The organism is Oxalicibacterium solurbis, assembly GCF_014635845.1.
Taxonomy (GTDB): domain Bacteria; phylum Pseudomonadota; class Gammaproteobacteria; order Burkholderiales; family Burkholderiaceae_D; genus Oxalicibacterium; species Oxalicibacterium solurbis.
The window spans coordinates 239,528-265,368 of the sequence record NZ_BMDP01000003.1 but is presented as its reverse complement, the minus strand read 5'-3'; the positions used below and the strand labels follow the sequence as shown (position 1 = coordinate 265,368).

Here is a 25,841-nt window from a genome sequence, read left to right as displayed (position 1 = left end):
CCGTTCAGTTTGTCTTGCTGGCGAGGAAGGACTGGCGTTTGGCGTCAACGGCGCCGACCAGCTTGTCGAAGGCTTCTGCGAACTGTGTGACGCCGTCGTCCACCAATGCGGTCGTCACGCCGTCCAGATCGAGGTCGAGGCGTTCGGTTTCGTCGAGGATGCGTTGCGCTTCGTCGACATCCTGCGTCAGGGTCGGCGCCACCTTGCCGCCGTCGCGGAAGGCATCCATGGTTTTCTGCGGCATCGTATTGACGGTATCGGAGCCGATCAGCGTCTCGATATATAGCGTGGGTGAATAGCTCGGGTCCTTGGTGCCGGTCGAAGCCCACAGCAGGCGCTGCGGCATCGCCCCCTGCGCTGCGAGTTTTTTCCAGCGCTCGCCCTGTATCGATTGCCGGTACCAGTCGTAGGCCAGTTTCGCGTTGGCGATCGCCACCTTGCCGCGCAATTGCAGCAGCGCGCCGCCGAGCGGATCGCCGTCCTCGATGCGGCTGTCGATTTTCTTGTCAATCTGCGTATCGATGCGGCTGACGAAAAAGCTGGCGACGCTGGCGATGCGGTCGATCGGCTTGCCTGCCTTGACGCGCGCTTCCAGACCCGCCATGTAGGCTTCGGCCACGGCCTGGTAGGCATCGCGTGCAAACAGCAGCGTGATGTTGATGTTGAGGCCTTCCTCGATCAGTTGCCGCACGGCCGGCACGCCGGCTTGCGTACCGGGTACCTTGATCATCAGGTTGGGACGATCGACGGCGTGCCACAGATGCCGCGCTTCGTCGAGCGTGGCTTGCGTATCGTTGGCTGCGGCGGGCGACACTTCCATGCTGACGTAGCCATCCTTGCCTTGCAGCCGGTCGTAGACCGGGCGCAGATCGTCGGCCGCGGCCTGGATGTCGCGCACTGCCTGCGCTTCGTATAACTGCATTGCCGTCGTGCCGTCGCCCAGTTGCGCCAGCGTTGCCTTGAAGCCGGCGTCATAGGCATCGCCGTGGCCCATCGCCTTTTCGAAGATCGACGGATTGGAGGTGACGCCGCTCAGGCTGTCTTCCGCGATCAGCTTGCGCAGGCCGCCTTCGGCGAGGAAGCTGCGGTCGAGAAAATCGAGCCACACGGCCTGGCCGGCTTCGTGCAGCTGGTTCAATGGATTGTGTGGCTTGCTCATGCATGTTCCTCCATCAGTTTGCGTGCGACCTGCAAGACATTGTCGGCAGTGAAGCCGAACTTCTTCTGCAATTTGGCCAGCGGCGCCGATGCGCCGAAGGTCGACATCGTGATCGTCGCGCCGTCGGCGCCGACGTAGCGGTCCCAGCCGAGTGCGCCGGCCTGCTCAATCGCGAGCCGCGCCTTGACTGCCGGCGGCAGGACCTGATCGCGATAAGCCTTGTCCTGTTTTTCGAACAGATGCCAGCTCGGCAGCGACACCACGCGCGCGGCAATGCCGTCGGCCATCAGTTTTTCATAGGCGTGCAATGCCAGCGCGACTTCGCTGCCGGTTGCGATCAGGATCAGTTGCGGTGTGCCGTTGCAATCGGCCAGCACATAGCCGCCCTGACGCAAACCGTCAGCCGCCGCGAACCGTGTGCGGTCGATCGTCGGTAGTGGCTGGCGTGACAGGATCAGCGCGGTCGGTTCATGCGTATGCGTGAGCGCGATCTGCCAGGCGACGGCGGTTTCGTTGGCATCGGCGGGGCGGATCGTGTCGAGACCGGGAATTGCGCGCAATGTCGCCAGATGTTCGATCGGCTGATGCGTGGGGCCATCTTCACCGACGCCGATCGAATCGTGCGTGAAGACGAACACCACCGGCAGTTCCATGATCGCCGCCAGCCGGATCGGCGCGCGCATGTAATCGGCGAAGACGAGAAAGGTCCCGGTGTAGGAGCGCAGATAGCTGAGTGCCATGCCGTTGGCGATTGCGCCCATCGCATGTTCGCGCACGCCGAAATGCATGTTGCGTCCGCTGTATTGATTCGCTTCGAAAGCGCCGGCACCGTCGAATGTCAGATTGGTCTTGGTGGAGGGCGACAGATCGGCCGCACCGCCGAGCAGCATCGGCACATGCGGCGCGATGGCGTTCAATACCTTGCCGCCGGCGTCGCGCGATGCGATGCCTTTTTCATCCGGCGGGAATACCGGAATGTCCTGTTCCCATCCCCGCGGCAGTTTGCCTTCGCGCAGCAGTTCGAATTCCGCCGCTTCCACCGGAAACGCATTCTGGTAATGCTCGAACAATTGCTGCCATTCCGCACATGCCGCCTTGCCGCGACGCGCGACGGCATCGTGAAATGCCTCGGCGACGCCGTTCGGCACCAGGAACTGCGCGTCTTCCGGCCAGCCGTACGCTTTCTTGGTGGCGCGCACATTGTCTTCGCCGAGCGCCTCGCCGTGCGCCTTGGCGCTGCCGGCGCGCGGGCTGCCCCAGCCGATCACGGAATGCACGACGATGAAGGTCGGCCGGTCGTCGGTCTTGCGGAATGCAGCCAGCGCATCGGCGATCGCCTGCGTATCGTTGGCATCGGCAACGTGCAGCACGTTCCAGCCGTAGGCTTCGAAGCGCTTGCCGACATCTTCGGTAAAGGCGAGTTCGGTCGAGCCTTCGATACTGATGTGGTTGCTGTCGTAGATCCAGCACAGATTGGACAGCTTCAGATGGCCGGCGATCGACGCGGCTTCGCCGGAGATGCCTTCCATCATGTCGCCGTCGCCGCATAGCGTATAGATATCGTGATCGAACAAGGTGAAGCCGTCGCGATTGAAGCGTGCCGCCAGCGCACGTTCGGCGATCGCCATGCCGACCGAATTGCCGCAGCCCTGGCCGAGCGGGCCGGTGGTGGTTTCGACGCCGCTCGTCATCCGGTATTCGGGATGGCCCGGCGTCTTCGAGCCGAGCTGGCGGAATTGCTTGATGTCGTCGAGGCTGACTGCCGGCTTGCCGGTCGCTTTGCCGTGCGCATCGATTTCCTTCACGCCGGCCAGATGCAGCAGCGCGTACAGCAGCATGGAAGCATGTCCGACAGACAGCACGAAGCGGTCGCGATTCGGCCAGTCGGGGACATCGGGATCGGTGCGCAGGAAGTCGCGCCACAAGGTATGGCCGACAGGCGCGAGCGCCATCGGCGTGCCGGGATGGCCGGAGTTGGCCTGTTGGACCGCATCCATCGCCAGCGTGCGTATCGTGTCGATGGCAAGGCGTTCCGCCGATCCGTCTTCACGGAAGGGCGCTGCAGGGGAAGGTGAGTTCATGCCGGGCTCCGCGATTTGCCGCTCGCGGGGCATGCATCAAGAGGATGACATATCGGACCGCCAACGAACACGCAGGTATGACTACGGGGTATTTCGGGAGTTCAAGCGAATGCGGAAGACGCCCGCACTGCAAGGCGCAGCATGATGCGATGCCTTGTGAGTATTACAGCGAGGTTGCGAATGGTTCGCCAATTGAGGCGCATGGTTCTGGCCGCTTTGCACAAGGTCTTGACCGATCGTCATGTTTTCGCAGTGCGTTGTGACACATCGGATGTGCGCCGAACGATGTGTATGTGACAGGGCGTATTCGCATCTGGAAATGCGCATCGATAGCGCAAGCGGCATACGGTTATGGGTTATTCCGTTGCCGTTTCGCGACGGCCCATGTAAATGCTTTGTAAATGAGAATGATTATCTATTACTATTTGTAATCGTCGATTTGATCATCCATAACGCCAGCCAGCCGCAACCGTCAGCCAGTGTTCCATTCAAGAGGAAAAAACTGTGCTGTATCGGAAATCCCTTCCGCTGGCCGTTGCGCTTGCCTGCGCAGCAATGGCCAGCACTGCCTTTGCGCAACAACAAGACACTCCCGCCGATGCGGCGGGAAATGCGGCGGGAAATGCGGTTACCACCTTGCCGGCCGTGAATGTCACGGCAACCCTGGACGCTACCACCGAGAAATCGGATTCCTACGCCGCGCACGCCGTGACAGTCGGCACGAAAACGCCGCAGTCGCTGCGTGAGACGCCTTTTTCCGTCAGCGTGGTCACGCGTCAGCGACTGGACGATCAGAACCTGACGACGATCGAGGATGCATTGAAGCAGACGACCGGCGTGACGATTCAGCGCTTCGATGGCGCCGGCAATTTCAATACGATTCAGTCTCGCGGCTTCAATATCGGCTCGATCCAGCTTGATGGCATACCGATCAGCCAGGACGGCAACTATGCGACCGGCTTCGATACGGCGATCTACGACCGTGTCGAATTGCTGCGCGGACCGGCCGGCCTGTTGCAGGGGGCGGGCGAACCCGGCGGAACGGTGAATCTGGCGCGCAAACGTGCACAGGCACAACTCGGCGGTAGCGCGAACCTCCAGTACGGTTCGTGGGATGCCCAGCGGGCCGAAATCGACGTGACAGGCGCGTTGAACGAATCCGGCACGGTGCGAGGCCGCATCGTGGGTTTGACGGACAAGCGCGATTCCTTCGTCGATATCGTCAAGAGTGACAAGGAGCTGTTTTACGGAACGCTGGAAGTCGATCTGACATCGCGTACGACCTTGTCACTTGGCGCAACCAAGCAAAAGATCAATGCGGTTCTCGATCAGGGGCTGCCGACCCATGCAGATGGACGATTGATCGATTTTTCACGCGCGACATTTGCCGGCACGGACTCCAATGATCAAGATACCGAAAGCAGCGATATGTTCGCCGAGCTTGAGCATCGTCTTGATAACGGCGGTTTGCTGAAAGTGACGGCCCGGCAAGTGGATCGCGAAATGGAATATTACGGCGGTCGCTCATCTACACCAGTGGGCGGTACGAATTTTATTGACCTGCAGACGTCGCACTACAAGCGCGAGACACGGAATCGCAATCTGGATGCCTATGTGACGACGCCGTTCGAACTGGGCGGAAGACAGCACCAGCTGTTGCTTGGCGCGAGCTATTCAACAGAGGAAGCAATGAGCGTGTACGGTTCAGGGGGGCCGACCTCGCTCAATATTTTCAATCCGGATTATGGTACGCCGCTTCCTGCAGTGCCTCTTGGTCCCTACAACTCGGAAACCAAGCAGACGCAAAAAGGCTTGTATGGCCAGGTGCAGTTAAAACCGATGGACGACTGGACTTTCCTGCTTGGTGGCCGATTCAGCAAATACGAGACTGAAGCGCGCAATCCGATTACCGGTGTTCCAGGCAAGGGAAGCGACCCGGGTACAAAATTCCAGCCATTGGTTGCCGCGATTTATGCGCTCGACAAAAATTCTTCGTTGTATGCAAGTTATGCAGAAACTTTTGTAGGCCAGTCTGCACAAGACAAAAATCAGAATATCCTCTCGCCGCGTACAGGATCGCAGATCGAACTTGGTATCAACAGCGAGTGGATGAACAAGCGTATCAATACGCATCTGGCCATTTTTCAGATTATCGACAAGGACAGGGCGATCACAGATCCGAGTGAGCCAACGGCATCGATTGCGGGCGGCAAGGTGCGTAGTCAAGGCTTTGAAGCGGAAATCAGCGGTCAGGTCAGGTCAGGCCGGGCTGGGAAATCACCGCAGGTTATGCCTACACGGATTTGAAAGTATTGAAGGCGGCGGTGACTGATACCGCAACCACTTTTAATTCGACAACGCCGAAACATAATTTCAATCTGTGGACTAAACATACATGGCAGGATGGCATGTTCAATCGCTGGAGTGCAGGAGCGGGATTGCGGGCTATCAGCGAAATCTATGATTTGACGAACGGCATACGTGTCAGCCAGGGTGGCTATATGCTGGTCGATGCCCAGATTGCCTATCAATTCGATCCGAAAATGACGATCAGCCTGACAGCGACGAATCTGTTCGACAAAAAGTATTACGAGAAGATTGGTGCCGCCTCGTTCGGACGTCAGAGCTTCTATGGCGAACCGCAAGCCTTCCTGCTTTCGCTGAGCAGGAAATTCTAGAGGCGGGTTCTGTCGGTAACGGCGGAAAGACTGGAAAAGAAAAACGCCCGCATGTGCGGGCGTTTTATATTTGGCGGAGTGGACGGGGCTCGAACCCGCGACCCCCGGCGTGACAGGCCGGTATTCTAACCAACTGAACTACCACTCCTAACTGCGTGAACTTTTTCAGGTTGTCTGACTGATGGTGGGTGCTGAGAGGCTCGAACTCCCGACCTACGCCTTGTAAGGGCGCCGCTCTACCAACTGAGCTAAGCACCCGAAAACATGTCCTGCTCAGTCAAACGATGTTGGTGTCGGCCAACACTGCCTGAAGGGCCAGAAGTATAGAACACATTCCTGGAAAAGTCACTCCGTTTTTGTAAATCTTCGCCGCGAAGGGTGACCGGCTGGAATCGCGCCGGTTTCCTATAATGGAGGCCTTCCTTTTGTTCTTGTCGAGATTGTCATCAATACCACGTTATTGCGGCGCATCGTCCATGCCGTCCTGTTTGAATTCTTCGCGTTGATCATCCTGGTGCCGCTGATGTCATACGGCTTCGGCATGGAGATGCTGCATTTCGGCGCGCTGGCGCTGATCCTCGCGTTGTGCGCCATGGCGTGCAACATGGCATACAACCACGTCTATGAAGCGTTCGAGCACAAGTTCGGCTGGCGCCGCACGGTGCGCATGCGCGTGCTGCACACGCTGGGATTCGAAGCCTGCTTCATGGCCGTTGCCTTGCCGCTGACCGCGTGGTGGCTGGGTATCTCGGTGATCGATGCGTTACTGCTCGACCTGACGTTTTCCGTTTTCTTCATGGTCTACGCGTTCTGCTACAACTGGATTTTCGATATCGTCCGGCATCACCTCGCAAAACGCCCGCCGTTGTCGCGCTGACCTTCGGGCGTCGTTTCGGCGGCTTCCGCAGATGGCGTGAGATCCGGTTGCCGCATGGTCAATTCGGTGGCGGGAGCAAGCTGCATCACCATATTCGGATAGGCAAAGCCGATGTCGCGCTCGGCGCAGGCGCGCATCAGTTCCAGATTGATCTGCTGTTGAATATCCATGTAGACGTTGTAGTCGGGGCTAAGGACGTAATAGACGACCTCGAAGTCCAGGCTGCTGGTGCCGAACTTGAAGAAATGCGCGCGATCGAAGCGGATCGGCGATTGGGCGAGGATGACGTCGCGCACGAGTCCGCCGACGACGGCAACCTTGTCGATCGGTGTTTCGTACTTGATGCCGAAGGTAAAAACCACGCGCCGTTCCGCCATGCGCTTGTAATTGCGGATTGCGGATTTCAATAGTTCCGCATTCGAGCGGATCAGCTGTTCACCACTCAGGCTGCGCAGCCGTGTCGTCTTCACGCCGATGTATTCGACGGTGCCCATCAGATCGTCGACGATGATGAAGTCACCGACTTCGAAGGGTTTGTCCAGTCCGATCGACAGCGACGCGAACAGGTCGCTGAGAATGGTCTGCAGCGCCAGCGCGATTGCGATGCCGCCGATCCCGAGGCTGGCGACGAAGGCCGTGATGTTGACGCCGAGATTGGCCAGCACGGCCAGCAGGACGGTCAGCATGATCGCCAGGCGCAGCAAAAAGACCATGGTCGTGGTGGTCGCGCGGTTGCGCAGCGCCGGATCGGTTTTTGGGTCGACGACCTTTTCCATCCATGTGCTGAGGGCGCGATTGAGCCAGATCGCGACCTGCAGTCCGACGACGATCACCAATGCCTGCGACAGGCGGGTTTCCGCCTTGTCGGAGAATTCCATCGTATGCAGGCCGATCAGGATGGCCAGCAGGAAGATCAGGAGATTCTTGGTGCCGGCCAGCGCGGCGGCGATCACGTCGTCGACGCGGCTGCTCGTGCGCTCCGACAGCGCAGTGATGTGGCGCGTGAGAAAACGCGAAGCGAGACTCAGAATCAGATAGCCGAGCGCGGCGACGATCAATGCCTGCAGCCAGTCTTCAAGCGGCGCCCAATTGTGCAGCCATTCCTGCCATGCGTTCATTGGCTCCTCCTTTGCAGTCGGCAATGTAATGACAGAGTTTGCGCGGCAAAAATAGTTCGTTGCCGGTATTGCATTGCGGAACGCTGCTGCATTCCAGGCACCGCATCTCAATCAGCTTGGATACAATCGCGTCATCTCTTTCGGAGCCTCCATGGACGATTCTGCCACCGCCTCACCGCTGTTCCTGCCCGTGCAACCGTTGCGCAGCGGCATGCTGCAGGTCAGCGAATTGCATACGCTGCATTGGGAAGAGTGCGGCAATCCGGACGGTCTGCCGGTGGTTTTCCTGCACGGCGGGCCGGGCGGCGGCATTTCTCCGGTGCATCGCCAGTTCTTCCATCCGCAGCATTACCGCATCATTCTGTTCGACCAGCGCGGTGCAGGCAAATCGACGCCGCTTGGCGAATGGCGCGACAACACGACGGCATTGCTGATCGAAGACATCGAGACCTTGCGCACCATGCTCGGCATCGAACAGTGGCTGGTATTCGGCGGTTCGTGGGGCAGTACGCTGGCGCTGGCTTACGGGCAGGCGCATCCGGAGCGCTGCCTCGGTTTCATCCTGCGCGGCATCTTCCTGTGCACGCAGCAGGAAATCGACTGGTTCCTGTATGGCATGGCCGCCTTCTTTCCGGAAGCGCACGACGCTTTCATCGCATCGATTCCGCCGGAAGAACGCGGGGACTTGCTGCATGCCTATCAGCGGCGTCTGTTCGGTGACGATGCCGAAGTGTCGCTGCAAGCTGCGCGCGCATGGAGCCGTTACGAAGGCAGCTGCCTGTTCCTGAAGCCGAGGCCGGAGATGGTGGATATGTTCAGCGACGATGCGGTAGCACTTGGTATCGGCCGACTGGAAGCACATTACTTTCTGCATCGGGGTTTCTTCGATGACGATCAATTGATACGCGATATCGATCGCATCCGTCATCTGCCGGCCATCATCGTGCAAGGGCGCTACGATGCGGTTTGTCCGCCGGCGGCAGCGTGGCGATTGCATCAGGCATGGCCGCAGGCGAAGCTGCAATGGATTGCCGATGCCGGCCATGCGGCATTGGAGCCGGGTACGGCATCGGCGCTCGTGGCGGCGACGGAACAGTTCCGCTTGCAGCGCAGCTTCGACTAGCATGGGTGCTGCAATCAAATGCGGTTTTTACTGTCCTTTCAGAACAACTTCCATTCCTCGATAAACAAGATGACGATGAAAAAAGGATTCCGGCTTCTTTCTTTCTGTGCCGTACTGGCGCTCGCAGGCTGTGGCGGCCTGAACGTGCATGAACAAGTGGGCACCACTGCGGATGGCACCTCGGCTGCCGATTCGCTGGGCGAATACAAGTTGGCGCTTGCGCAACGTGTTTCGCAAGTCAATTCCACCCATGTCTTCATCGGGCGGCCGCAGGCGCTGCTGCGCTCGGTCGTGGTCATACGCTATGTCGTCGATGCCAACGGTTCGCTGGTGCGCAGCGAGATCATGCGTTCCAACCGCGACCGCGTGACGGAATCGACGGCATTGACTACCTTGCGCAAGACGTCGCCTTTCCCCAAGCCGCCGGCCGCATTGTTGCGCAATGGCCGTGTCGATTTGGTGGAGACCTGGCTGTTCAACAACGACGGACGTTTCCAGTTGCGCACCGTTGCCGAACCGCAGATGGGGGAGTAATCCGGTAATGGTGTTCATCTTCAATGCATAAACAAGAACGACAAGAGGGCAGATGAGCATCGGCTGGATCATCAACTCGACGGCGAGCGCCATTCTGCTGCCGCCGTTCAATCTGGTATTGCTGTGCGCGCTCGGCTTGAAGCTGCGTCGCCGCTGGCCGCGCGGCGGCATGCTGCTATCGGTCGTCTCCCTGTTGCTGCTTGTTCTGCTCAGCACGCGCATGGGCGCGACATTGCTGATCGCGCCGCTGGAGGCGTGGAATCCTCCGCTGCAATCGGCACAGGCAACAGGCGCGCAGGCGATCGTCGTGCTCGGCGGCGGCCGCATTGCCGATGCGCCTGAATACGGCGGTGAGGACATTCTTTCCGCCGCGACATTGCAACGCGCAAGCTATGCCGCGCGATTGCAGCGCGAAACAGGCTTGCCGATACTTGCCAGCGGTGGTCGGCCGGACGGCTCGAGGGAATCGGAAGCTGCAATCATCGCGCGCACCTTGCGCACCTTTTCGGTTCCGGTGAAATGGCTGGAAGAAGAATCGGACAATACGGCCGAGAACGCACAATTCTCGGCGCGCATGCTGCGGGCCGAAGGCATTGCACGCATATTGCTGGTGACCGATACCATGCATATGCAGCGGGCAAAACGCATCTTCGGCGAAGCCGGTCTGGATGTGGTGGCCGCTCCCACGATTTTCTATACGACAGCACGATGGACGCCGGACGATTTCCTGCCGAAGGCGGTCTGGCTGCAACGTTCTTCCTACGCAATGCACGAGTGGATCGGTCTTGTCTGGTATCAATTGCGGCATCGCAATGTCGCTCCCGATGCAACGGCTTCTGTTGTAACGCACTGATACACAGTATTTTCTTTTCCGGCGAACCTCCGCTTGCCAGCCTTCTCCAACCATGACCTTTCCATTTTTCGAAGGAGCTGTCATGGATTTACAGAAGACAATGCGTTCTCTTTCTTTCGTGGCGCTCGCCGCGGTGTCGTCGATTGCCCTGGCGCAAAGTGCCGGGGTGGGTGTCGGTGCAGGAGCCAACGTCGGAGCCGGCGGTGCGCAAACCGGAGCGAATGTCGGTGCGGGTGCGAATGCAGGTGCGGCCGGCATGAGCGGCAACACGGGCGGTGCCGCCACCGGACGGGCAACGGGCGGGGCGGTGCTGAATCCGGACAATGTGAATCGTCCGAGCGTCAATAAGCCGGGTACGCGCAACAGCACGAGTACATCGACCGATGCCAACAAGCGCAATGAACAGCAACGCGCGGAACGCGAACGGCGCGATACCGAAATGCGCATGGATCGCGAGCGGCGCGAAGCGGAAATGAGCGGACGCTCCGAAACGCGCGTACGTGCGCCGAGCCAGTGACGACAGTTGCATGAAAGGCGGCCCGCGCGGCCGCTTTTTTTCGAAGCCTGTCGCGTGCGGTTTGCTGCGCGTTGCAGATTCTGTTTAAATGATCGCTCTGGTCGATGAGCGACATTTTCACGGGATGCTCTCCATGATTGCTGATAAACGGCCACCGAAGCTGTTCTATTTTTCCGAACGTGCAGAACTGGAACGTTCGCTGACACTGGGCGAATTCCGTCTGGTACCACCGCCGCAATCTCCTTTGCAGGCAAGCCCTGCCAACGATGCCAACTACCTGATCCTGAGTCTTGCGCAAAGCTGGGACGGCGCATTGTTCGAAGGCAAGCGCGATGGCACGGCTTATCTGGTCGTGCATGATGCCGAGGCATTCGGCGAGCGCCTGCACCGTGCCGTGCAGAAGATTCTGCCGAATTGGGCCGGTATCGATGCGGCGATGTCCTATGGCGCATCCAGTCCGCTGGGACGCCTGTTCTCGCTGCCGAAGGAGCGCGCCGCCGAAAAGGAATGGCGGTTTGCATGGCGGCCGATGCGTAACGGTCTGTCGGCCAAGCCTATCGTGATCCAGCTCGGCAGCATTGCCGACATTGCCGAACTTCGTATCGCCAACGCATGACGTGCGGCGGTGCTATGCCGTGAGCCACGCCCGTGTTGAAGGAGAAAGATGAAGACCGTAAACGTCGATGTGGCAGTGATCGGTGCCGGCAGTGCCGGCTTGTCTGCCTTCCGCGCCGCCAAGGCGCGCGGTGCCAGCGCCTTGTTGATCGAGGGCGGCGCTTATGGCACGACCTGCGCGCGCGTGGGCTGCATGCCGAGCAAACTATTGATTTCGGCGGCGGATGTTGCGCATGCCGCCGCGACTGCCGATGCGTTCGGCGTGCAGGCCGAGGTGCGTATCGATGGCCGGGCCGTCATGCGCCGGGTTAAATCCGAGCGCGATCGCTTCGTCGGTTTCGTCGTCGACAGCATCGACGGTATTGCTGCCGACGAACGCTTGCGCGGCCGTGCGCGATTTCTCGCTGCCGATACGCTGCAGGTCGGAGAGGATGTGCAGGTCAAGGCGGCGCGCGTGGTGATCGCTACCGGCAGCGCGCCAGCGGTGCCGGATATGTTGCACGGACTGGGCAATCGCGCACTCGTCAGCGACGATGTATTCGACTGGGACGACCTGCCGGAATCGGTCGCCGTGGTCGGCGCCGGCGTGATCGGGCTGGAACTGGGGCAGGCGCTGCACCGGCTCGGCGTGCGCGTGGCCGTATTCGGCCGCAGCGATAGGCTGGCATCGATTGCGGACGATGAACTCAACCAGGCGGCAATTTCCTGCATTGGTAATGAACTGGATTTGCGTCTCGGCGCCACCATCGTCTCGGCGCAGCCGGAGAATGATCAGGTTACATTGCATTCGCGCGATGCCGATGGTCGCGAACGCACCGAACATTATCGTTACGTGCTGGCGGCGACCGGCCGCAAACCGAATCTCGCCGGGTTGGGTCTGGAAAATACAGGCCTTCAGCTGGACGATCGCGGTATTCCCCGGTTCGATCCGTTAACGATGCAGTGCAGCGACAGCACAATCTTCATTGCCGGCGACGTCGATGGCGACCGCCCGTTGCTGCACGAAGCGGCCGATGAAGGCCGTATCGCCGGCAGTAATGCTGCGCGCTATCCTCACGTGGCTGCTGGTTTGCGGCGTATTCCCATGGCGATCGCCTTTACCGATCCGCAGGTGATGGCTATCGGGCAGATCGCGCGGACGCTGAAGCCGAAGCAGTATCAGACGGGGCACGTTTCCTTCGCAAACCAGGGACGCAGCCGCGTCATGTTGCAGAATCGCGGCATGCTGAAAGTCTATGGCGAACGCGGCACGCATCGCTTCCTCGGTGCCGAGATGGTGGGGCCGCGTGCGGAACACATTGCGCATCTGCTGGCTTGGGCTTGTCAGGCGCAGATGACGGTGGACGACATGCTTGCCATGCCGTTCTATCATCCGGTGGTCGAGGAAGGCGTGCGGACCGCCCTGCGTGATCTGAAGGAAAACCTGGTGAAGCAGGTCTATGAAATCGAGCATTGCTCGGACTGTACGCCAGGCATCTGATTGCCCGTTTGTGTGCGGTAACGCCTGTTCGCGCGCGGCGGACTGTGGTAAAACCTTTCATAGCGCCACTTTGATGACGTGCTGCAACCAAACAGGGTTGCAGCTGTCAGAGGCTGAGCCTGACGGCAATCGCGGAAGCGGCATTTCAATCTGCAGTACCGTCCGAGGCGGATACTGATTTCAATAAAAAGAGGCCCTCACATGAAAGCATCTACTTTGAAAACGACACGCACCGATATGAAAGCTCTGGTCAAGGATGCCCAGGAACTGTTCCGCGAAGCGGCCAGCGCCACGGGCGAACGCGCCGACGAATTGCGCTCGCGCGGCCTGCAGCTGCTCGATTCCGCCGTGGTGAAGGCACAGGAAGTGCAGACCGCTGCGATCGAAACCGGCAAGGAAATCGCCGAGAAGACCGACGACTACGTGCATGAAAATCCATGGCGTGCCGTCGCCATTTCGGCCGGCGTCGGTTTGCTGATCGGCTTGCTGGTCTCGCGCAAGTAAGCGGCTGCCGTCCCTCATGGAACAGCAAAACCCGCGTACGTCGCAGGAAGGGCTGATCAGCGGCTTGGCCAGCCTGTGGCGCAACATGTTCGGCCTGATCGTGAGTCGGGTCGAACTCGCAGCACTGGAGCTGGCGGAAATTCGTACCAATGTACTGAAGCTGGCGGTCCTGTTCGTGCTCGGTATCATCGCTGCATGGTTTGCCGTCGCTTACTGGACTGTGCTGATCGTGTACCTCAGCTGGCCTGCGCTGGGCTGGAAAATCCTGCTGATCATCGCCGTGATCGCGACGGCGGTCGCCGTCGGCATGCTGTTCTATGTGCGCTCGTTGCTGCGGCAGGGCAAGCTGTCGATGCCGGCGACGATGGAAGAGCTGCGCAAGGATCATGATGCGCTGCTGTAACGGAAGGAATCCGGCATGACGAATCGCGATCCGAACGATCCGGGAAACCGCACCGAGACGCTGGCCGAGCAGAAAGAGCGTTTGATCCTGCAATGCCGCGCCTATCGAATTGCCGTCGGCAATGCGAAAAGCGTGGTGCGTGCCAACATGGGACCGGACGCCATTGCGAAGACGGCAGTCGGCATGGTCAGCGCACGCGCACAATCGGCACTGGCGAATTTCTCCGATCTGCTCGATTTTCGCAGTCTGTCCGGCGCCAAGCTGCAGAAGCTGCTGCCGCTGGTGATCAGCGGCGTTTCGCTGTTGTCCCGACGCTCATTGTGGAAGCCTGTGCTGCGCGGTGCAGCCGTGGTCGGTGCGGCGGGGGCGGGACTGTATCTGTTCTCGCGCCGCAGGAAAAAGCACGAACACGTCGCCCGGCATGAGCAATTGTGATTGCCGCACGTAGAAAATGAAAAAGCCGACTGATGTCGGCTTTTTCATTGCACGTATGTGGAGATTACTTGGCCGGTGCCGCTGCAGCATCGCCGGCTGGCGCTTCTGCCGGTGCTTTCGGTGCAGGCACTTCCGGTTCCTTGAACTTCGCACCTGCGGCGTTGGCCATCATCACCACCACGCGTTCGACTTCGATATCGTCCAGATCCGGATTGCCGCCCTTGGGCGGCATCGCACGCAAGCCCTCGATCGCATGTTTGGCCAGCGTATCGTAGCCTTCCGCGATGCGGGCCTTCCAGGCGGCGGCATCGCCGAGTTTCGGTGCACCTGCCACACCGGCTGCGTGGCAGGCGGCACAGGTCGCCTTGTAGACTTCTTCGGCAGACTTCAATACTTTCGGCGCGCTCGGATCCTTCAGATTGAAATCCTCGGCTGCGACCGGCTTGATGCGCTGGGCAATGGCTTCCGGCGTCAGGGCGTCGGAGCCGGCGCCGGTCTGCTTGTCGTTGGTAACATAGACGACTAGCAGGACGATACAGACAATGGGGACAAGAAAACCGGCCAGGACGGCCAGAATCAATTGCTTCGGTGTTTTGATTGCGGATCCTTCGTGGTGTGCGTCGCTCATTATTCCCCTCATTACAATTTTTAGAAATCGTTATAAGGCGCGGGACTCCCATCCGCGCGGGTGATGCTGCTGCTCTACCTTGCCGGATTCGGCAAACCACTGATTATAGTCACAAATAATTGTCGTTGAGCGGGAAAACATGGCTTTGCGTGGACGGAAAGAGAGAAAAACGGTATTCTTCAGGCCTCCTCAGTTGTTCCCCTCGCGGCTGTAGCTCAGTGGATAGAGTATTGGCCTCCGAAGCCAAGGGTCGTGGGTTCGATCCCCGCCAGCCGCGCCAATGCAATTCAATACTTGGATGCCTTTTCGTCGTCGACGAAAGTATTTTGGTAAAAATTTCAACCGATTTGGTGAAAATTTTGGACAAGTAGTCGCGGGATTTCTTCCTTCTTCCTATACGTAACTTCGCTTTCACAGTTGCGGCAAGTTTTCGTCTCAAAATAAGAACGTTCGAGTTGAAAAGAAGATCCACGTCGATGTCGGTATTCGGCATGAGGCATTGGCCTTGGTTGCTTCCTTTCGTATCGCCATGTTGAACCATGTTCACGGCATGGCGATGCGTGTCAAAGCATTCATCCGTCAGTCGAGCGAGTGACTGTTTCCCACGCCTGGATTTCGTCGGCCAGTGCCGACAGTTTTTCGCGTACCAGCATCAGTGCATCGCTCCCCAGCAGCAGATGCGACGGCGGATTGTCGGCGGCCATCACGGTGAGCATCGCACGTGCGGCTTTCACCGGATCGCCAAGCTGCCTGCCGCTCTTTTCCTCGCGGGCTTGGCGGATCGGATCGAACAGTGTGTCGTAGTCGGAAATCGAACGAGGCGTGCGGGCCATCGAGCGACCCGCCCAGTCGGTGCGGAACGAGCCGGGCGCCACGGCTGTAACGTGGATGCCGAAAGGTTTCACTTCCTTGCCGAGCACTTCGGAAATGCCTTCCAGCGCAAACTTGCTGCCGCAGTAATAGGCAATGCCGGGCATCGTGATGAAACCGCCCATCGATGTGATGTTGAGAATGTGGCCGCGCCGGCGTTTGCGCATATAGGGCAGCACGGCCTTCGTCATGGCGACTGCGCCGAATACGTTTACGTCGAATTGCCGACGCATCTCGGCCAGCGGCGATTCTTCCATGATGCCTTCGTGCCCGTAGCCGGCGTTGTTGACCAGCACGTCGATCGGCCCGACGTTTGCCTCGATGTCGTGCACGACGCTGTCGATGGCATCGAAGTCGGTGACATCGAGCACACAGCCTATCGCTTTTGCCGGATCGAGCTTTGCGAAGTCTTGCCTTGCCTGTTCGTTGCGTACAGTGCCGACGACGCGATGGCCGGCTGCCAGCGCTTCCTGGGCCAGCGCTCGTCCGAATCCGCTGCTGACGCCGGTGATGAGTAGAACCTTGGATGACATGAAAAACTCCAATGAAGTCAACGAAGGTTGTACATTAATCTCCTGAGAGGTGGATTTTCAGGCTTAAATTTCTGTATTTATTGCCTATTTCTATGAATCCAGTTGCGATATGAAGAAGAGCGCTGACGTCACGCACATTCACGAACAGCGGCAGATGGTGGACCTGCTGACGACACTGGCACCTGACGAGGGATATAACCTGACGGCGTTGCCGAATGTACGCATCCTGCGTTCGGATCGTCCGTTGTCGCGTACGCCCGTCCTCTACGATCCGGGCATCGTGATCGTTTGCCAAGGGCGCAAACGCGGGTATTTCGGCCATCAGGTTTACCTGTATGACGAGCAGCATTATCTGGCGGTTGCGGTGCCTGTGCCCTTCACGATGGAAACCGATGCTACGCCGGAGCGGCCGCTGCTGGCCATTTATATGCATCTGGATTTTCAGCTGGCCGCGGAATTGATGATCCAGATCGACCGGCATCGCGCGCCGTCGCCGGACGATGCGCCGCAGAGCATGATGTCGAGTCCGATGGACGATGTGTTGCGCACATCCGTGCTACGTTTTTTGGAAGCGATGAATCAGCCGTTGGCTGCTGCCGTTCTCGGCCCCGCGCTGATGCGCGAACTGTATTTTCGCGTGCTCACTGGCGCGCAGGGCAATGCGATGCGCGCGGCCTTGGCGATGCAGGGGCAGTTCGGCAAAATCGGCAAGGCGCTGCGCCGCATCCACAGCGCCTATGCGCAGCCGCTCGATCTGTCGCAACTGGCGCACGAAGCGGGCATGAGCGTGCCGACATTCCACAGCCACTTCAAGGCCATGACGCGCACGTCGCCGATGCAATATGTAAAGTCCACGCGTCTGCATCAGGCGCGGCTGCTGATGGTGCGGCAGGACATGACGGCAGAGGCTGCCTGTCATGCTGTCGGTTATGCGAGCGCGTCGCAGTTCAATCGAGAATTCAAGCGGCTTTTCGGCTTGACGCCTGCTGCCGAGGCGAAGCGGATGCGCGAGAGTTTCGCGCTGCCGCCGGCATTCGCCGGATCGGATTATGTCTCGTCGCACTGAAGTCAGTCCGGGTACAGCAGGCGCGACTGTGCGGCGGTCGACTTACCCTTCCTGCGCAGGGAGATGATTTGCGCGGTCAGCCCGATCACCAGCATGACGAGGAGAGCGGCCTGGGCGCCAAGAAGCAGCGGCGATTTCAGGTCGGTCACGAAGGGATGGCCGTCCGGAACGCGGCGCAGCGTTTCGCTCACGGTAGGAACCATCAATAAAAAGGCGGTGAGGCTGAGGCAGATCGTTTCGATGTAAATCGCTTTCCGACCTAGAGAATTGATGTGCCCGACACCGTAACCGGCTACCAGCAGCAGGATGGTCGCAACGCCAATGCCATAACTCACCGGCTGATGCGCGACGAGAAATACCGTGACGGCGCCGATCAGCATCGAGACAAAATAGGCAGTGCCCGATGGCGTGCGCGGCGCGATCCTGCCGTGGCGGGCGAACATATAGATGGCCAGGGGAATGGCGGGCAGGCTGCCGATGGTGTGCAGCCAGCCTAGCGGCGATATTCCAAACATATTGATACCCTTTCGATCGAGGTTGGAGAAATGCAGTAGAGCCGAAGAAGAATCTCTCTACTAGTAGGTAGATAATTGGGCGAAAAAATCGGGCATAGGTGTAATCGGGAATGTCAGATTTTCTTCAGGCCTTCAGAAGACGATCCAGCAAGGGATGCGTAATCGCGCCGAAGATTTTCGCGTCGTCGTAAGCACGCGCCGAGAGCATTGCGCCATGCACCGTAGCCATGAAACTGTCGGCTTCGATCCTGGCCGATGAAGTCAATCGAATGCTGCCCTGCGCCGCGCCGCGTTCCAGCACGGAAGCCAGCCAATCGGACAGTGTACGAAAGTGGGCGCTCACCTCAAACGCAACTTCCTCGGGAAGAACGGGCAACTGCGTTGCCAGCAATGCGCACACGCAGAAGGGGGCGCTATTGTCGGAGATGCAGGATTCCCAATACTGGATGTAGGCGCGCAATTGCTCAACCGCGTCGGGAACATTGCGTTCCAATTCGGCGATGCCCAGCTGCGCTTCCCATCGATAATTGACGACCAGCGTCCGAACCAGATTGGACTTGTTCGGAAAGTGATGGTGAATGGTCGCGTTGCGTACGCCGACCACCTTGGAAATATCGGCATAGCTGAAGCCGTTGTAGCCGCCTGAAATAATCAGCGAACGGGCGCAATGCAGGATTTCGTCGGAGGTGCTGTTGAGCTTCATGTTGCGCACTCTACATACTAGTAGGTAGTCTGTCAAGGCGATGAAATCCGAGGTTTCTTCAGTGCAAAAGATGGTAGGGCTGCTTTGTGGGGGAGAGGCGCGGCAAGGAAACGCCGTCATATCGGCGATGCAAACGTCGGATCGAAAATGTTTGCGTGAACGCCGCGCCGCATTGTGCCTGGCGCAAAGAGCAAGAGCCGCCTCGTGTGCGGCCCTTGCTTGCGTCGCCAGGAAAAATCAGGATGACGCCATCCGGCAAAAATCAGACTGCCCGGGCGAACAGATCAGAAGCGTTGACGGATGCCGATGCCAAAGCTGAACGCACTCGCTTCATCGGTCAGCTTGTCATAGCTGAGCACGCTGTAAATATCGGTGCGCTTGGACAGGAAATAGTCATACCCCAGCGAAGCCGTATTGCGCACAATCGACGATCTGATGTCCGTCCCTCCCAGCGCGGCACTGAAATCGCCGTCTGCCTTCACCTTGGTGCGCGCCCAGGAAAACAGTACGGAGCCTTTGCCGAGCGGTACGCTGGTACCCAGCTGGACCGTATTGGATTTCAAGTCGTATTGACTGTCGTCCGCCGCACCGATCAGGTTCATCGTCGAATAGTTCAGCGTGCCGAAGAGCTTCATGAAGTGAAGATCGTAGGCGCCGCCGACAAACCAGGTGTCGTTCTTCGATGCTGCCAGCGTATGGGTGGCACCGGTCGTCCGGTTGTACGGCGTGAAGGTGAACACCTGCGAACTGCCGTTGGCCGTGGTATCGACAGGATTGTTGACTTCGACGGACTGGAAGTAGGCACCAAAGGTAAGCGGTCCCTGCTCGTACATGGTGTTCACGCCGAAGTTGTTCTTGCCCGAATTCCCTTCCTGTTCGCCGAACTGGTAAAACAGGCTGGTGGTGAATCCGCCCATGGTTGGCGTCACGTACATGATCTCGTTGCTCCATCCCGTATCACCTGAAACGGTCGGCGACCAGGCCTGCCCGCGATAGCTGCCCGAAGGTGTCTGCGTATGCAGTTCGAGCGGAGAAAACACGAACGAGCCGCCGAACGGACTGAGCTTGAGCGTCGGAATGAAGTTCGGCGCCAGATCGCGCCCCACGGATACGCGGCCGAATGCGCCGGACAGTCCGACGTTGGCATCCCGAGAAAACATCGTATCCGAATCGAAGCGTCCCTGGCTGCCGTCATCGGGCCGGAAAAAACCGGTCAGGTTGAATTGCGCCTGCAAGCTGCCGCCAAGCGCTTCCTTGCCCTTGAAACCCCACCAGGAGGTTTCCATGCCGCTGCTGTCTACAACCGATCGTCTGCCGGCATCGCCGCTGCGCTTGATGGCGCCGGCAAAAACGTCGACCGTGCCGCCGACTTGTACGGAAGTCTGTGCAAATGCGCCTGTCGTCGATGCCGCGGCGGCGAGGCCCAGCATGCCGCACATGACTGCATGCCTGGCTGGCTTCCTTGAAAATTGATTCCCTGATGTGAATATCTTCATTGTGTCCCCTCTGATATTTATATTTGTGCGATCGAGCGCGAGTGACAAACACGGATGTGTATCGCCGGTTTGATCTAGGGATACTAGAAGAGGGGGAAATGCGATCTTGTCCGGCAGCGAACAAATTGTTGTCGGGGATGGAGCTGGGCACGAGGTGACTCAGATAGCCTTGATAATCTGAGCGTTTCTTGAAACGTGAGTGCGCGTTACTTGCTAACCGTGGATTTCATTCCATGCTTCGATGCAGGCGAGAATCAGGACCAGTGCGATAGGCAGCCACAATGCATGGAATCCGAATCGCAGGTAAGCGAAAGCCGCAATCAGCGATCCGATGCCGAAGGCAATGATGGGCCAGAGATATTTGGCGCATTTGCCGAATCTGGTTTTGTCGCTGTCTTCCTTGAGATACTGAAAAAATTCGACGACAAGCTGGGTGACATTGCCTGTCATCATGACCGTCGGCGCGAGGTCAGGCAGCAGCAACCGACCGCAAGCGCTGTGCACACCCATTGCCAGCGTGCCTATTATTCCCGCAGAAATTGCCGCACTCGACATGTTCTCTTCAATCGGACCGGCGACGAGCCCGACCAGCACGAACGCCATGAGAAACGTCATCTCGACTACATACAAAATGATGAGCGCATTGCGTTCCTTCTTCTCGCATGCAGATGCAATCATGGTGGCCAGAGCGACGCCAAGGATAAAGGCGGGGAAGGCCAGGATTTTCAGCAGCGGAAAAGTGTGTTCCGGCGTCGCCAGCTCTGCGCCGAGAAGGACAAGATTGCCGGTGATGTGCGCTGTAAACAAACCGAACAGCGCCATGAAGCCGACGGCATCGACATACCCGGCCAGAAAGCTCAAGGTGATATTCAGCGTGAGTGCCGATGGAAGTTTTCTGTCGATTTTCATTCGCTTCGGTGTCGGCCCCATCCGGCCTTGCAGGCCGCAATGCGGATGATTCAGCGGGCAATGGCAACCGCAAGCAATGGCATCGGAGCGATGCCATGCATCGGGGAGTTGCGAACGATAGGCCCGCGCTGCGATTTATGATGTGCGAGGCATGCGTCAAAGCATAGGAGGGCAGGAATTTGGAATCTTGTCTGGGCGCGCACTATTTATTGCCAATTTGCGGCGCAGTCTCCAGCCGAAGCTCGATGGAGGAACGTTTGGCACATTCAGTGTAGAGCCTGCGAGACATACGGTCTCGACAATGCATTACCCCAGCGCCAGTGCCGAAACACCTGCCGCAATCAACAAGGCGCCCAACAGGCGCTGCATCTGGTCGCCTTCCTTCAACAGGTGCCCGCCGATGATGGCTGCAAACAGCATCGACACTTCGCGTGCCGGTGCCACATGCGAAATCGGCGCAAGCTGGACCGCATACAGCACGAGTACATAGGAAACGGGGCTGATCGCACCGACGACCAGCGCATATTTCCACTGCTGTTTCCAGAGCGCGGCAGCGGATGCCCTGTCGTTGAACCAGGCCGGTGCCAGTACGGCCAGGCGTACGAAATTACCCATGTAATCCACCAGGATGGGCGACATCAGCATGAACTTCACCGCATAGCCATCGACGACCGTGTAGCTGGCGATGAATGCGCCCGTCAGCAAGCCGTAGGCAATGCCGATATGCGTGCGTTGTCGATGAGCAGGGTCTTTTGCCGTTTGCAGAAGCTTGGGGCCGCCGGCGATAAGAAAGACGCCGAGAACGACGCCTGCAATGCCGATGCCGCCCAGTGTGGACAATTTCTCATCGAGAAACAGCAGTGCGACAAGCGACGACAGCAACGGCCCCGATCCTCTTGCCATCGGATAGACGACGGTGAGATCGGCCTTGCGATAACCGCGCAGCAGGATGACGTAATAGCCGACATGCAGCAGGCCGGTAACGACGATCATCGTCCATTCCTGCCATCGCCAGCCCGGCACGGCGTCGACGGCTATCCATATTCCGAGAGGTGCCCAGACGATGGCCAGAAAAACGCTTGTGAAGAGCGCGAAGCGCGCATCGCCGCCGGCTTTCTTTGCCGTGATGTTCCAGCTGGCGTGGATGATCCCGGCAACAAGAACGAGGGCGAGGGCGGAAAGAGGCATGAAGTAGGTTGTTGCGCGATCGCCTCCCGACGGAGTGAAGGCGCATTGCGATCATGGATTCATGACGATTATGAAGCATGTCGCAAAGCCAGGTTATTCAGGGACGGCGCGGCATCGATCAGGCGGCCGATGATTTTCCGGCCGGAGAAAGGCGCAAGGTAAGTAACGATTGCAGGCGTGGTTTGCTGTCAGCAGTGGCGATATCGAATGATGTGTTGCTTATGCAGCCGAATCTGCATGCGGCAATATAGCCGCCTCTGCAGTGAGTTTTTCAGGCGGGATAAAAGAAGAAGAGATGTCTGAAATCAGGGCCGGCTGGAAAGAATCATTGCCAATTGGTCCGCATTTTCCTTGTTTGCAGAATCCATGCGAATGCCCACGCGGTATCCCTTGAGTCCGACGAGCGTGCAGTATGCGACCGTTCCCGTGAGGTGCAGCGTCGTGATACGTCCGCCGACGAGTGTACGAAAGTGCAGCGCGCAGGCGAGGCCGATCCTGGCAGGTGCCTCCATCATCAGGCCGACGATCTGCTCCGAAATGTCCGTTGTATGGATAGTGAGTGTGGTCTCGTTGACCTTCATCCATCCTTTGCGATGGAAGGCGATTCTTTTTCCGGCGTGCTCGTCGACGGCGGAATGGAGTAATGCATTGGCAGTCACGGCATCTGATTCTTTGGTGGCGTGCGGTCATTCTGCGTGGCATTTGTGACGGCATGATTTCCTCGCCATTCGCAGCAGTACATTTATTGCCGGGAAATCAATAATGAAATAGAGGCGTACTGGGAGAAGCGCATTTGCGACGACCGATCGGCTTTCGATCCAGCCCCGATAAAAGTCGCGATAAAAACAAAGCCGGCATCTGCCGGCTTTGTCTATGGCTGCAAGAGCAGGATTTTTACTGCAACGTGAATTTCTGCGTTTTCACCGTCTTCGAATCCAGCCCGATCTCGACATTGAAGTCACCCGATTCGGCCACGTATTGCAGCTGTGCGTTGTGGAACTTGAGCTTGCTCTCGTCGATCGTGAAGCGCACGACCTGTTCCTCGCCGGCTTTCAGCATCACCTTGCGGAAATCCTTCAGTTCCTTGACCGGTCGTACTACCGATGCGGCAACGTCCTGGATGTATAGTTGCACGACTGTCGCACCGTCACGCTTGCCAGTATTTTTTACTGTGATGCTGGCTTCGATCTCGCCGTCGCGCGGTAGCGTGTTTTTCGACAGTGCCACGTCGGACAGCGCGAACGTCGTATAGCTGAGACCGTAGCCGAACGGGTACAGCGGACCGTTCGGTTCCTCGAAGTATTGCGACGTGTAATTGCCCGGCTTGCCTTCGGTGAACGGGCGGCCGACGCGCTGGTGGTTGTAGTAGGCGGGAATCTGGCCGACCGAACGCGGAAAAGTGATCGGCAATTTGCCCGACGGATTGACGTCGCCGAACAGCACGTCGGCAATCGCATGGCCGCCTTCGGTGCCGCTATACCAGGTTTCGAGGATCGCATCCGCGTTCTCGCGTTCCCAGTTCAGCGCTAGCGGGCGGCCGTTCATCAGCACCAGCACCAGCGGCTTGCCGGTTTTCTTCAAGGCCTTCAGCAACGCCAGCTGGTTCGCCGGAAGATCGAGACTGGTGCGGCTCGACGATTCGTGCGACATGCCGCGCGCTTCGCCGACGGCAGCGACGATGACGTCCGATCGTTTTGCGATCTTCACTGCCTCGGCGATCATTGCTTCCGGCTTGCGCTTGTCCTGCACGACTTCCGGCGTATCCCAGTTCAGGAAGTTCAGGTAATCGACGATGCGCTTGTCCTCGGTGATGTTGGCACCGCGCGCGGTCAGTAGTTTGCCCTTGCCGGCCAGCGCATCCTGCAGCCCCTGTTTCAGCGTGATCGATTGCCTGGCAACGCCGGCGGCGGACCAGCTGCCCATCATGTCGATGTGTGCATCGGCGAGTGGACCGACCAGCGCGATGGTGCCGGTCTTTTTCAGCGGCAGCGTTTGTGCACGGTTTTCCAGCAGCACCATCGACTTGCGGGCGACGTCGCGTGCAGCGTCGCGGTGCAGCCGGTTTTCCGCATTGATGTCGGCCGGATCGTGCGAGCCGTCGCCGATGCGCAGATACGGATCGTGGAACAGGCCCATGTCGTATTTCGCGCCGAGGATTTCGCGCACCGCGTTGTCGATCGCGGCCATCGGCACCTTGCCGGAACTTACCAGCTCCGGCAGCTCCTTCAGATAGATCTGGTCGGCCATGCTCATGTCGATGCCAGCCTTGATCGCCAGCTCGGCGGCTTCGCTTTCGTTGCTTGCGACGCCGTGCTTGATCAGTTCGAAGATCGCGCCGTGATCGCTGACCGTCAGTCCCTTGAAACCCCAGTCCTTGCGCAGCAAGTCCTGCAGCAGCCAGGTATTGGACGAGGCCGGCACGCCGTTGATCGAATTCAGCGCAACCATCACCGCGCCGGCGCCGGCATCGATGGCGGCGCGATACGGCGGCAGGTAATCGTCGTACATGCGCATCGGGTTCATGTTGACGACGTTGTAGTCGCGTCCGCCTTCCACTGCGCCGTACAGCGCGAAATGCTTGACGGCGGCCATCACGCCGTTCGCGCCGATCGGTGCCTTGCCGTCCGGTCCGCGATCGCCCTGCAACGCTTCCACCGATACGCGCGCGATCTGCGATACCAGATACGGATCTTCGCCGAAGCCCTCCGACGTGCGTCCCCAGCGCGGATCGTGCGTGATGTCGACCATCGGCGCGAAGGTCATGTCGATGCCGTCGGCAGCCGCTTCGACGGCCGAGGTGCGTGCGCTCAACGCGATGGCATCCATGTCCCAGCTCGATGCCTGCGCCAGGCTGATCGGGAATACCGTGCGATGGCCGTGCACGACGTCGTAGGCGAAGAACAGCGGAATCTTCATGCGGCTCTGCCTGACCGCGGCATCCTGCAGCGGCCGGTTCTCGGCCGGCGTGACCGTATTGAACGAACCGCCGATGCGGCCGGCCGCGATTTCCTTGATCAGTTGCGGCTTGGGCATGTCGGCACCGATGCTGATCAGGCGCAACTGGCCGATCTTTTCATCCAGCGTCATCTGCCGCATCACGTCGGCGATGAAGGCTGGCTTGTCGTTCAGCAATGCGCGGTTGATGTCGGCTTGTGCCGGTGCGCTGAACAGGCCGCCGGCCGCCAATGCAAATGTGCAAAGCAGGGCGAAGGAGCGGCGTACAGGAAGAAGGGAAGGGGAAGGCGAGGCAGAAGATTGATGCGGTTTCGTGATGGCGTGATGTGGCACTGGTGTGATCCGATCCTTGATGAAAGCGATGCGCCGCACGCGGCGGCCTTGGCGGAATGTCGCGCGGAAACAGGCCGGCGACAGGTGTTGAGAACAGGAAATTCCCGTCTTTACGGGCAGCGGAGGCGTCTTGCCCGCGTGCTATTCTGTTTTGTTTTTTGCAAGGGCACAAGTGCGGAGCCGCACACAGTGCGCGCAAAAGCCCGTTATCAAAGGTCGTAAATTTGCATTTCCCCATGCAAACAAATGCAACCATGTGCGCGCGGCG

At 58.9% G+C, this 25,841-nt stretch carries 25 protein-coding genes and 3 tRNA genes; 14 read left to right on the top strand and 14 right to left on the bottom strand.

The window, feature by feature from the left end; translation table 11 throughout:
- Positions 1–4 precede the first annotated feature (4 nt).
- Both tal and tkt read right to left on the bottom strand, forming a co-directional pair.
- Complete coding sequence (gene tal / locus IEV40_RS11205) at positions 5–1,159, bottom strand: transaldolase (protein WP_188421680.1); 1,155 nt, start codon at positions 1,157–1,159, stop codon at positions 5–7.
- A complete protein-coding gene (gene tkt / locus IEV40_RS11200; RefSeq protein WP_188421678.1) occupies positions 1,156–3,240 on the bottom strand; it encodes a transketolase in 2,085 nt (694 codons plus the stop codon). The genes tal and tkt overlap by 4 nt, the downstream gene beginning before the upstream one ends.
- Positions 3,241–3,744: 504 nt before the next feature.
- On the opposite strand from tkt, the gene IEV40_RS11195 reads away from it, so the two are divergent.
- Positions 3,745–5,547, top strand: a complete 1,803-nt coding sequence (locus tag IEV40_RS11195) for a TonB-dependent siderophore receptor (RefSeq protein ID WP_188421676.1) — start codon at positions 3,745–3,747, stop codon at positions 5,545–5,547.
- Positions 5,548–5,552: 5 nt separating this feature from the next.
- Positions 5,553–5,918 carry a TonB-dependent receptor domain-containing protein gene (locus tag IEV40_RS11190; RefSeq protein WP_229724080.1) on the top strand — a complete coding sequence of 122 codons (366 nt, stop codon included), beginning with the start codon at positions 5,553–5,555 and terminating at the stop codon, positions 5,916–5,918.
- 71 nt (positions 5,919–5,989) lie between these two features.
- Here the strand turns inward: IEV40_RS11190 and IEV40_RS11185 are convergent.
- Both IEV40_RS11185 and IEV40_RS11180 read right to left on the bottom strand, forming a co-directional pair.
- Positions 5,990–6,066: transfer RNA gene (locus tag IEV40_RS11185), tRNA-Asp, on the bottom strand.
- Between the two features lie 34 nt (positions 6,067–6,100).
- Positions 6,101–6,176, bottom strand: a tRNA-Val gene (locus tag IEV40_RS11180).
- Positions 6,177–6,378: 202 nt separating this feature from the next.
- Between IEV40_RS11180 and IEV40_RS11175 the strand changes: the two genes are divergently transcribed.
- Positions 6,379–6,795: a PACE efflux transporter gene (locus IEV40_RS11175; RefSeq protein ID WP_229724079.1), complete on the top strand. Its 417-nt coding sequence runs from the start codon at positions 6,379–6,381 to the stop codon at positions 6,793–6,795.
- Here the strand turns inward: IEV40_RS11175 and IEV40_RS11170 are convergent.
- Positions 6,762–7,913 (bottom strand): mechanosensitive ion channel family protein, encoded by a 1,152-nt coding sequence (locus tag IEV40_RS11170; RefSeq protein WP_188421674.1) that lies wholly within the window; start codon positions 7,911–7,913, stop codon positions 6,762–6,764. The two genes, IEV40_RS11175 and IEV40_RS11170, sit on opposite strands and share 34 nt — an antisense overlap.
- A 151-nt stretch (positions 7,914–8,064) precedes the next feature.
- On the opposite strand from IEV40_RS11170, the gene pip reads away from it, so the two are divergent.
- The 9 genes from pip (at position 8,065) to IEV40_RS11125 (ending at position 14,377) form a co-directional block, all read left to right on the top strand.
- Positions 8,065–9,036: a prolyl aminopeptidase gene (pip, locus tag IEV40_RS11165; RefSeq protein WP_188421672.1), complete on the top strand. Its 972-nt coding sequence runs from the start codon at positions 8,065–8,067 to the stop codon at positions 9,034–9,036.
- 75 nt (positions 9,037–9,111) lie between these two features.
- The gene (locus IEV40_RS11160) at positions 9,112–9,570 is read left to right on the top strand and encodes a TonB family protein (protein WP_188421670.1); all 459 of its coding nucleotides are present in this window, start codon (positions 9,112–9,114) and stop codon (positions 9,568–9,570) included.
- Between the two features lie 52 nt (positions 9,571–9,622).
- On the top strand, positions 9,623–10,423 hold the full coding sequence (locus tag IEV40_RS11155; RefSeq protein WP_188421668.1) for a YdcF family protein: 801 nt from the start codon (positions 9,623–9,625) through the stop codon (positions 10,421–10,423).
- An 82-nt stretch (positions 10,424–10,505) separates the two neighbouring features.
- Positions 10,506–10,940 (top strand): hypothetical protein, encoded by a 435-nt coding sequence (locus IEV40_RS11150; RefSeq protein ID WP_188421666.1) that lies wholly within the window; start codon positions 10,506–10,508, stop codon positions 10,938–10,940.
- 133 nt (positions 10,941–11,073) lie between these two features.
- The gene (locus IEV40_RS11145) at positions 11,074–11,556 is read left to right on the top strand and encodes a hypothetical protein (protein WP_229724078.1); all 483 of its coding nucleotides are present in this window, start codon (positions 11,074–11,076) and stop codon (positions 11,554–11,556) included.
- A 48-nt stretch (positions 11,557–11,604) separates the two neighbouring features.
- Positions 11,605–13,035 carry a dihydrolipoyl dehydrogenase gene (locus IEV40_RS11140; protein ID WP_188421662.1) on the top strand — a complete coding sequence of 477 codons (1,431 nt, stop codon included), beginning with the start codon at positions 11,605–11,607 and terminating at the stop codon, positions 13,033–13,035.
- Positions 13,036–13,236: 201 nt separating this feature from the next.
- Positions 13,237–13,539 (top strand): ElaB/YgaM/YqjD family protein, encoded by a 303-nt coding sequence (locus IEV40_RS11135; protein ID WP_188421660.1) that lies wholly within the window; start codon positions 13,237–13,239, stop codon positions 13,537–13,539.
- 16 nt (positions 13,540–13,555) lie between these two features.
- Positions 13,556–13,942: a phage holin family protein gene (locus IEV40_RS11130; RefSeq protein ID WP_188421658.1), complete on the top strand. Its 387-nt coding sequence runs from the start codon at positions 13,556–13,558 to the stop codon at positions 13,940–13,942.
- 15 nt (positions 13,943–13,957) lie between these two features.
- On the top strand, positions 13,958–14,377 hold the full coding sequence (locus IEV40_RS11125) for a hypothetical protein (RefSeq protein WP_188421656.1): 420 nt from the start codon (positions 13,958–13,960) through the stop codon (positions 14,375–14,377).
- A gap of 64 nt (positions 14,378–14,441) precedes the next feature.
- Here IEV40_RS11125 and IEV40_RS11120 read toward each other — a convergent pair whose 3' ends face one another.
- A complete protein-coding gene (locus IEV40_RS11120) occupies positions 14,442–15,005 on the bottom strand; it encodes a c-type cytochrome (protein WP_188421653.1) in 564 nt (187 codons plus the stop codon).
- A 204-nt stretch (positions 15,006–15,209) separates the two neighbouring features.
- Between IEV40_RS11120 and IEV40_RS11115 the strand changes: the two genes are divergently transcribed.
- A tRNA-Arg gene (locus IEV40_RS11115) sits at positions 15,210–15,285 on the top strand.
- Positions 15,286–15,577: 292 nt separating this feature from the next.
- On the opposite strand, the gene IEV40_RS11110 is transcribed toward IEV40_RS11115, so the two are convergent.
- Positions 15,578–16,408 carry an oxidoreductase gene (locus IEV40_RS11110; protein ID WP_188421651.1) on the bottom strand — a complete coding sequence of 277 codons (831 nt, stop codon included), beginning with the start codon at positions 16,406–16,408 and terminating at the stop codon, positions 15,578–15,580.
- Between the two features lie 154 nt (positions 16,409–16,562).
- Between IEV40_RS11110 and IEV40_RS11105 the strand changes: the two genes are divergently transcribed.
- Positions 16,563–17,474, top strand: a complete 912-nt coding sequence (locus IEV40_RS11105) for an AraC family transcriptional regulator (protein WP_188422382.1) — start codon at positions 16,563–16,565, stop codon at positions 17,472–17,474.
- A 2-nt stretch (positions 17,475–17,476) separates the two neighbouring features.
- Here the strand turns inward: IEV40_RS11105 and IEV40_RS11100 are convergent, their stop codons facing one another.
- The 7 genes from IEV40_RS11100 to bglX form a co-directional block, all read right to left on the bottom strand.
- Positions 17,477–17,989 carry a hypothetical protein gene (locus IEV40_RS11100; protein ID WP_188421649.1) on the bottom strand — a complete coding sequence of 171 codons (513 nt, stop codon included), beginning with the start codon at positions 17,987–17,989 and terminating at the stop codon, positions 17,477–17,479.
- A gap of 124 nt (positions 17,990–18,113) precedes the next feature.
- The gene (locus IEV40_RS11095; RefSeq protein WP_188421647.1) at positions 18,114–18,692 is read right to left on the bottom strand and encodes a TetR/AcrR family transcriptional regulator; all 579 of its coding nucleotides are present in this window, start codon (positions 18,690–18,692) and stop codon (positions 18,114–18,116) included.
- A 284-nt stretch (positions 18,693–18,976) separates the two neighbouring features.
- Positions 18,977–20,131 carry a porin gene (locus IEV40_RS11090; protein WP_229724077.1) on the bottom strand — a complete coding sequence of 385 codons (1,155 nt, stop codon included), beginning with the start codon at positions 20,129–20,131 and terminating at the stop codon, positions 18,977–18,979.
- A 270-nt stretch (positions 20,132–20,401) separates the two neighbouring features.
- Complete coding sequence (locus tag IEV40_RS11085; protein WP_229724076.1) at positions 20,402–21,118, bottom strand: YoaK family protein; 717 nt, start codon at positions 21,116–21,118, stop codon at positions 20,402–20,404.
- Positions 21,119–21,403: 285 nt separating this feature from the next.
- Complete coding sequence (locus tag IEV40_RS11080) at positions 21,404–22,285, bottom strand: EamA family transporter (RefSeq protein ID WP_188421643.1); 882 nt, start codon at positions 22,283–22,285, stop codon at positions 21,404–21,406.
- A gap of 305 nt (positions 22,286–22,590) precedes the next feature.
- Positions 22,591–22,944 carry a hypothetical protein gene (locus tag IEV40_RS11075; protein WP_188421640.1) on the bottom strand — a complete coding sequence of 118 codons (354 nt, stop codon included), beginning with the start codon at positions 22,942–22,944 and terminating at the stop codon, positions 22,591–22,593.
- Between the two features lie 235 nt (positions 22,945–23,179).
- A complete protein-coding gene (gene bglX, locus IEV40_RS11070; protein ID WP_188422378.1) occupies positions 23,180–25,489 on the bottom strand; it encodes a beta-glucosidase BglX in 2,310 nt (769 codons plus the stop codon).
- Positions 25,490–25,841 lie beyond the last annotated feature (352 nt).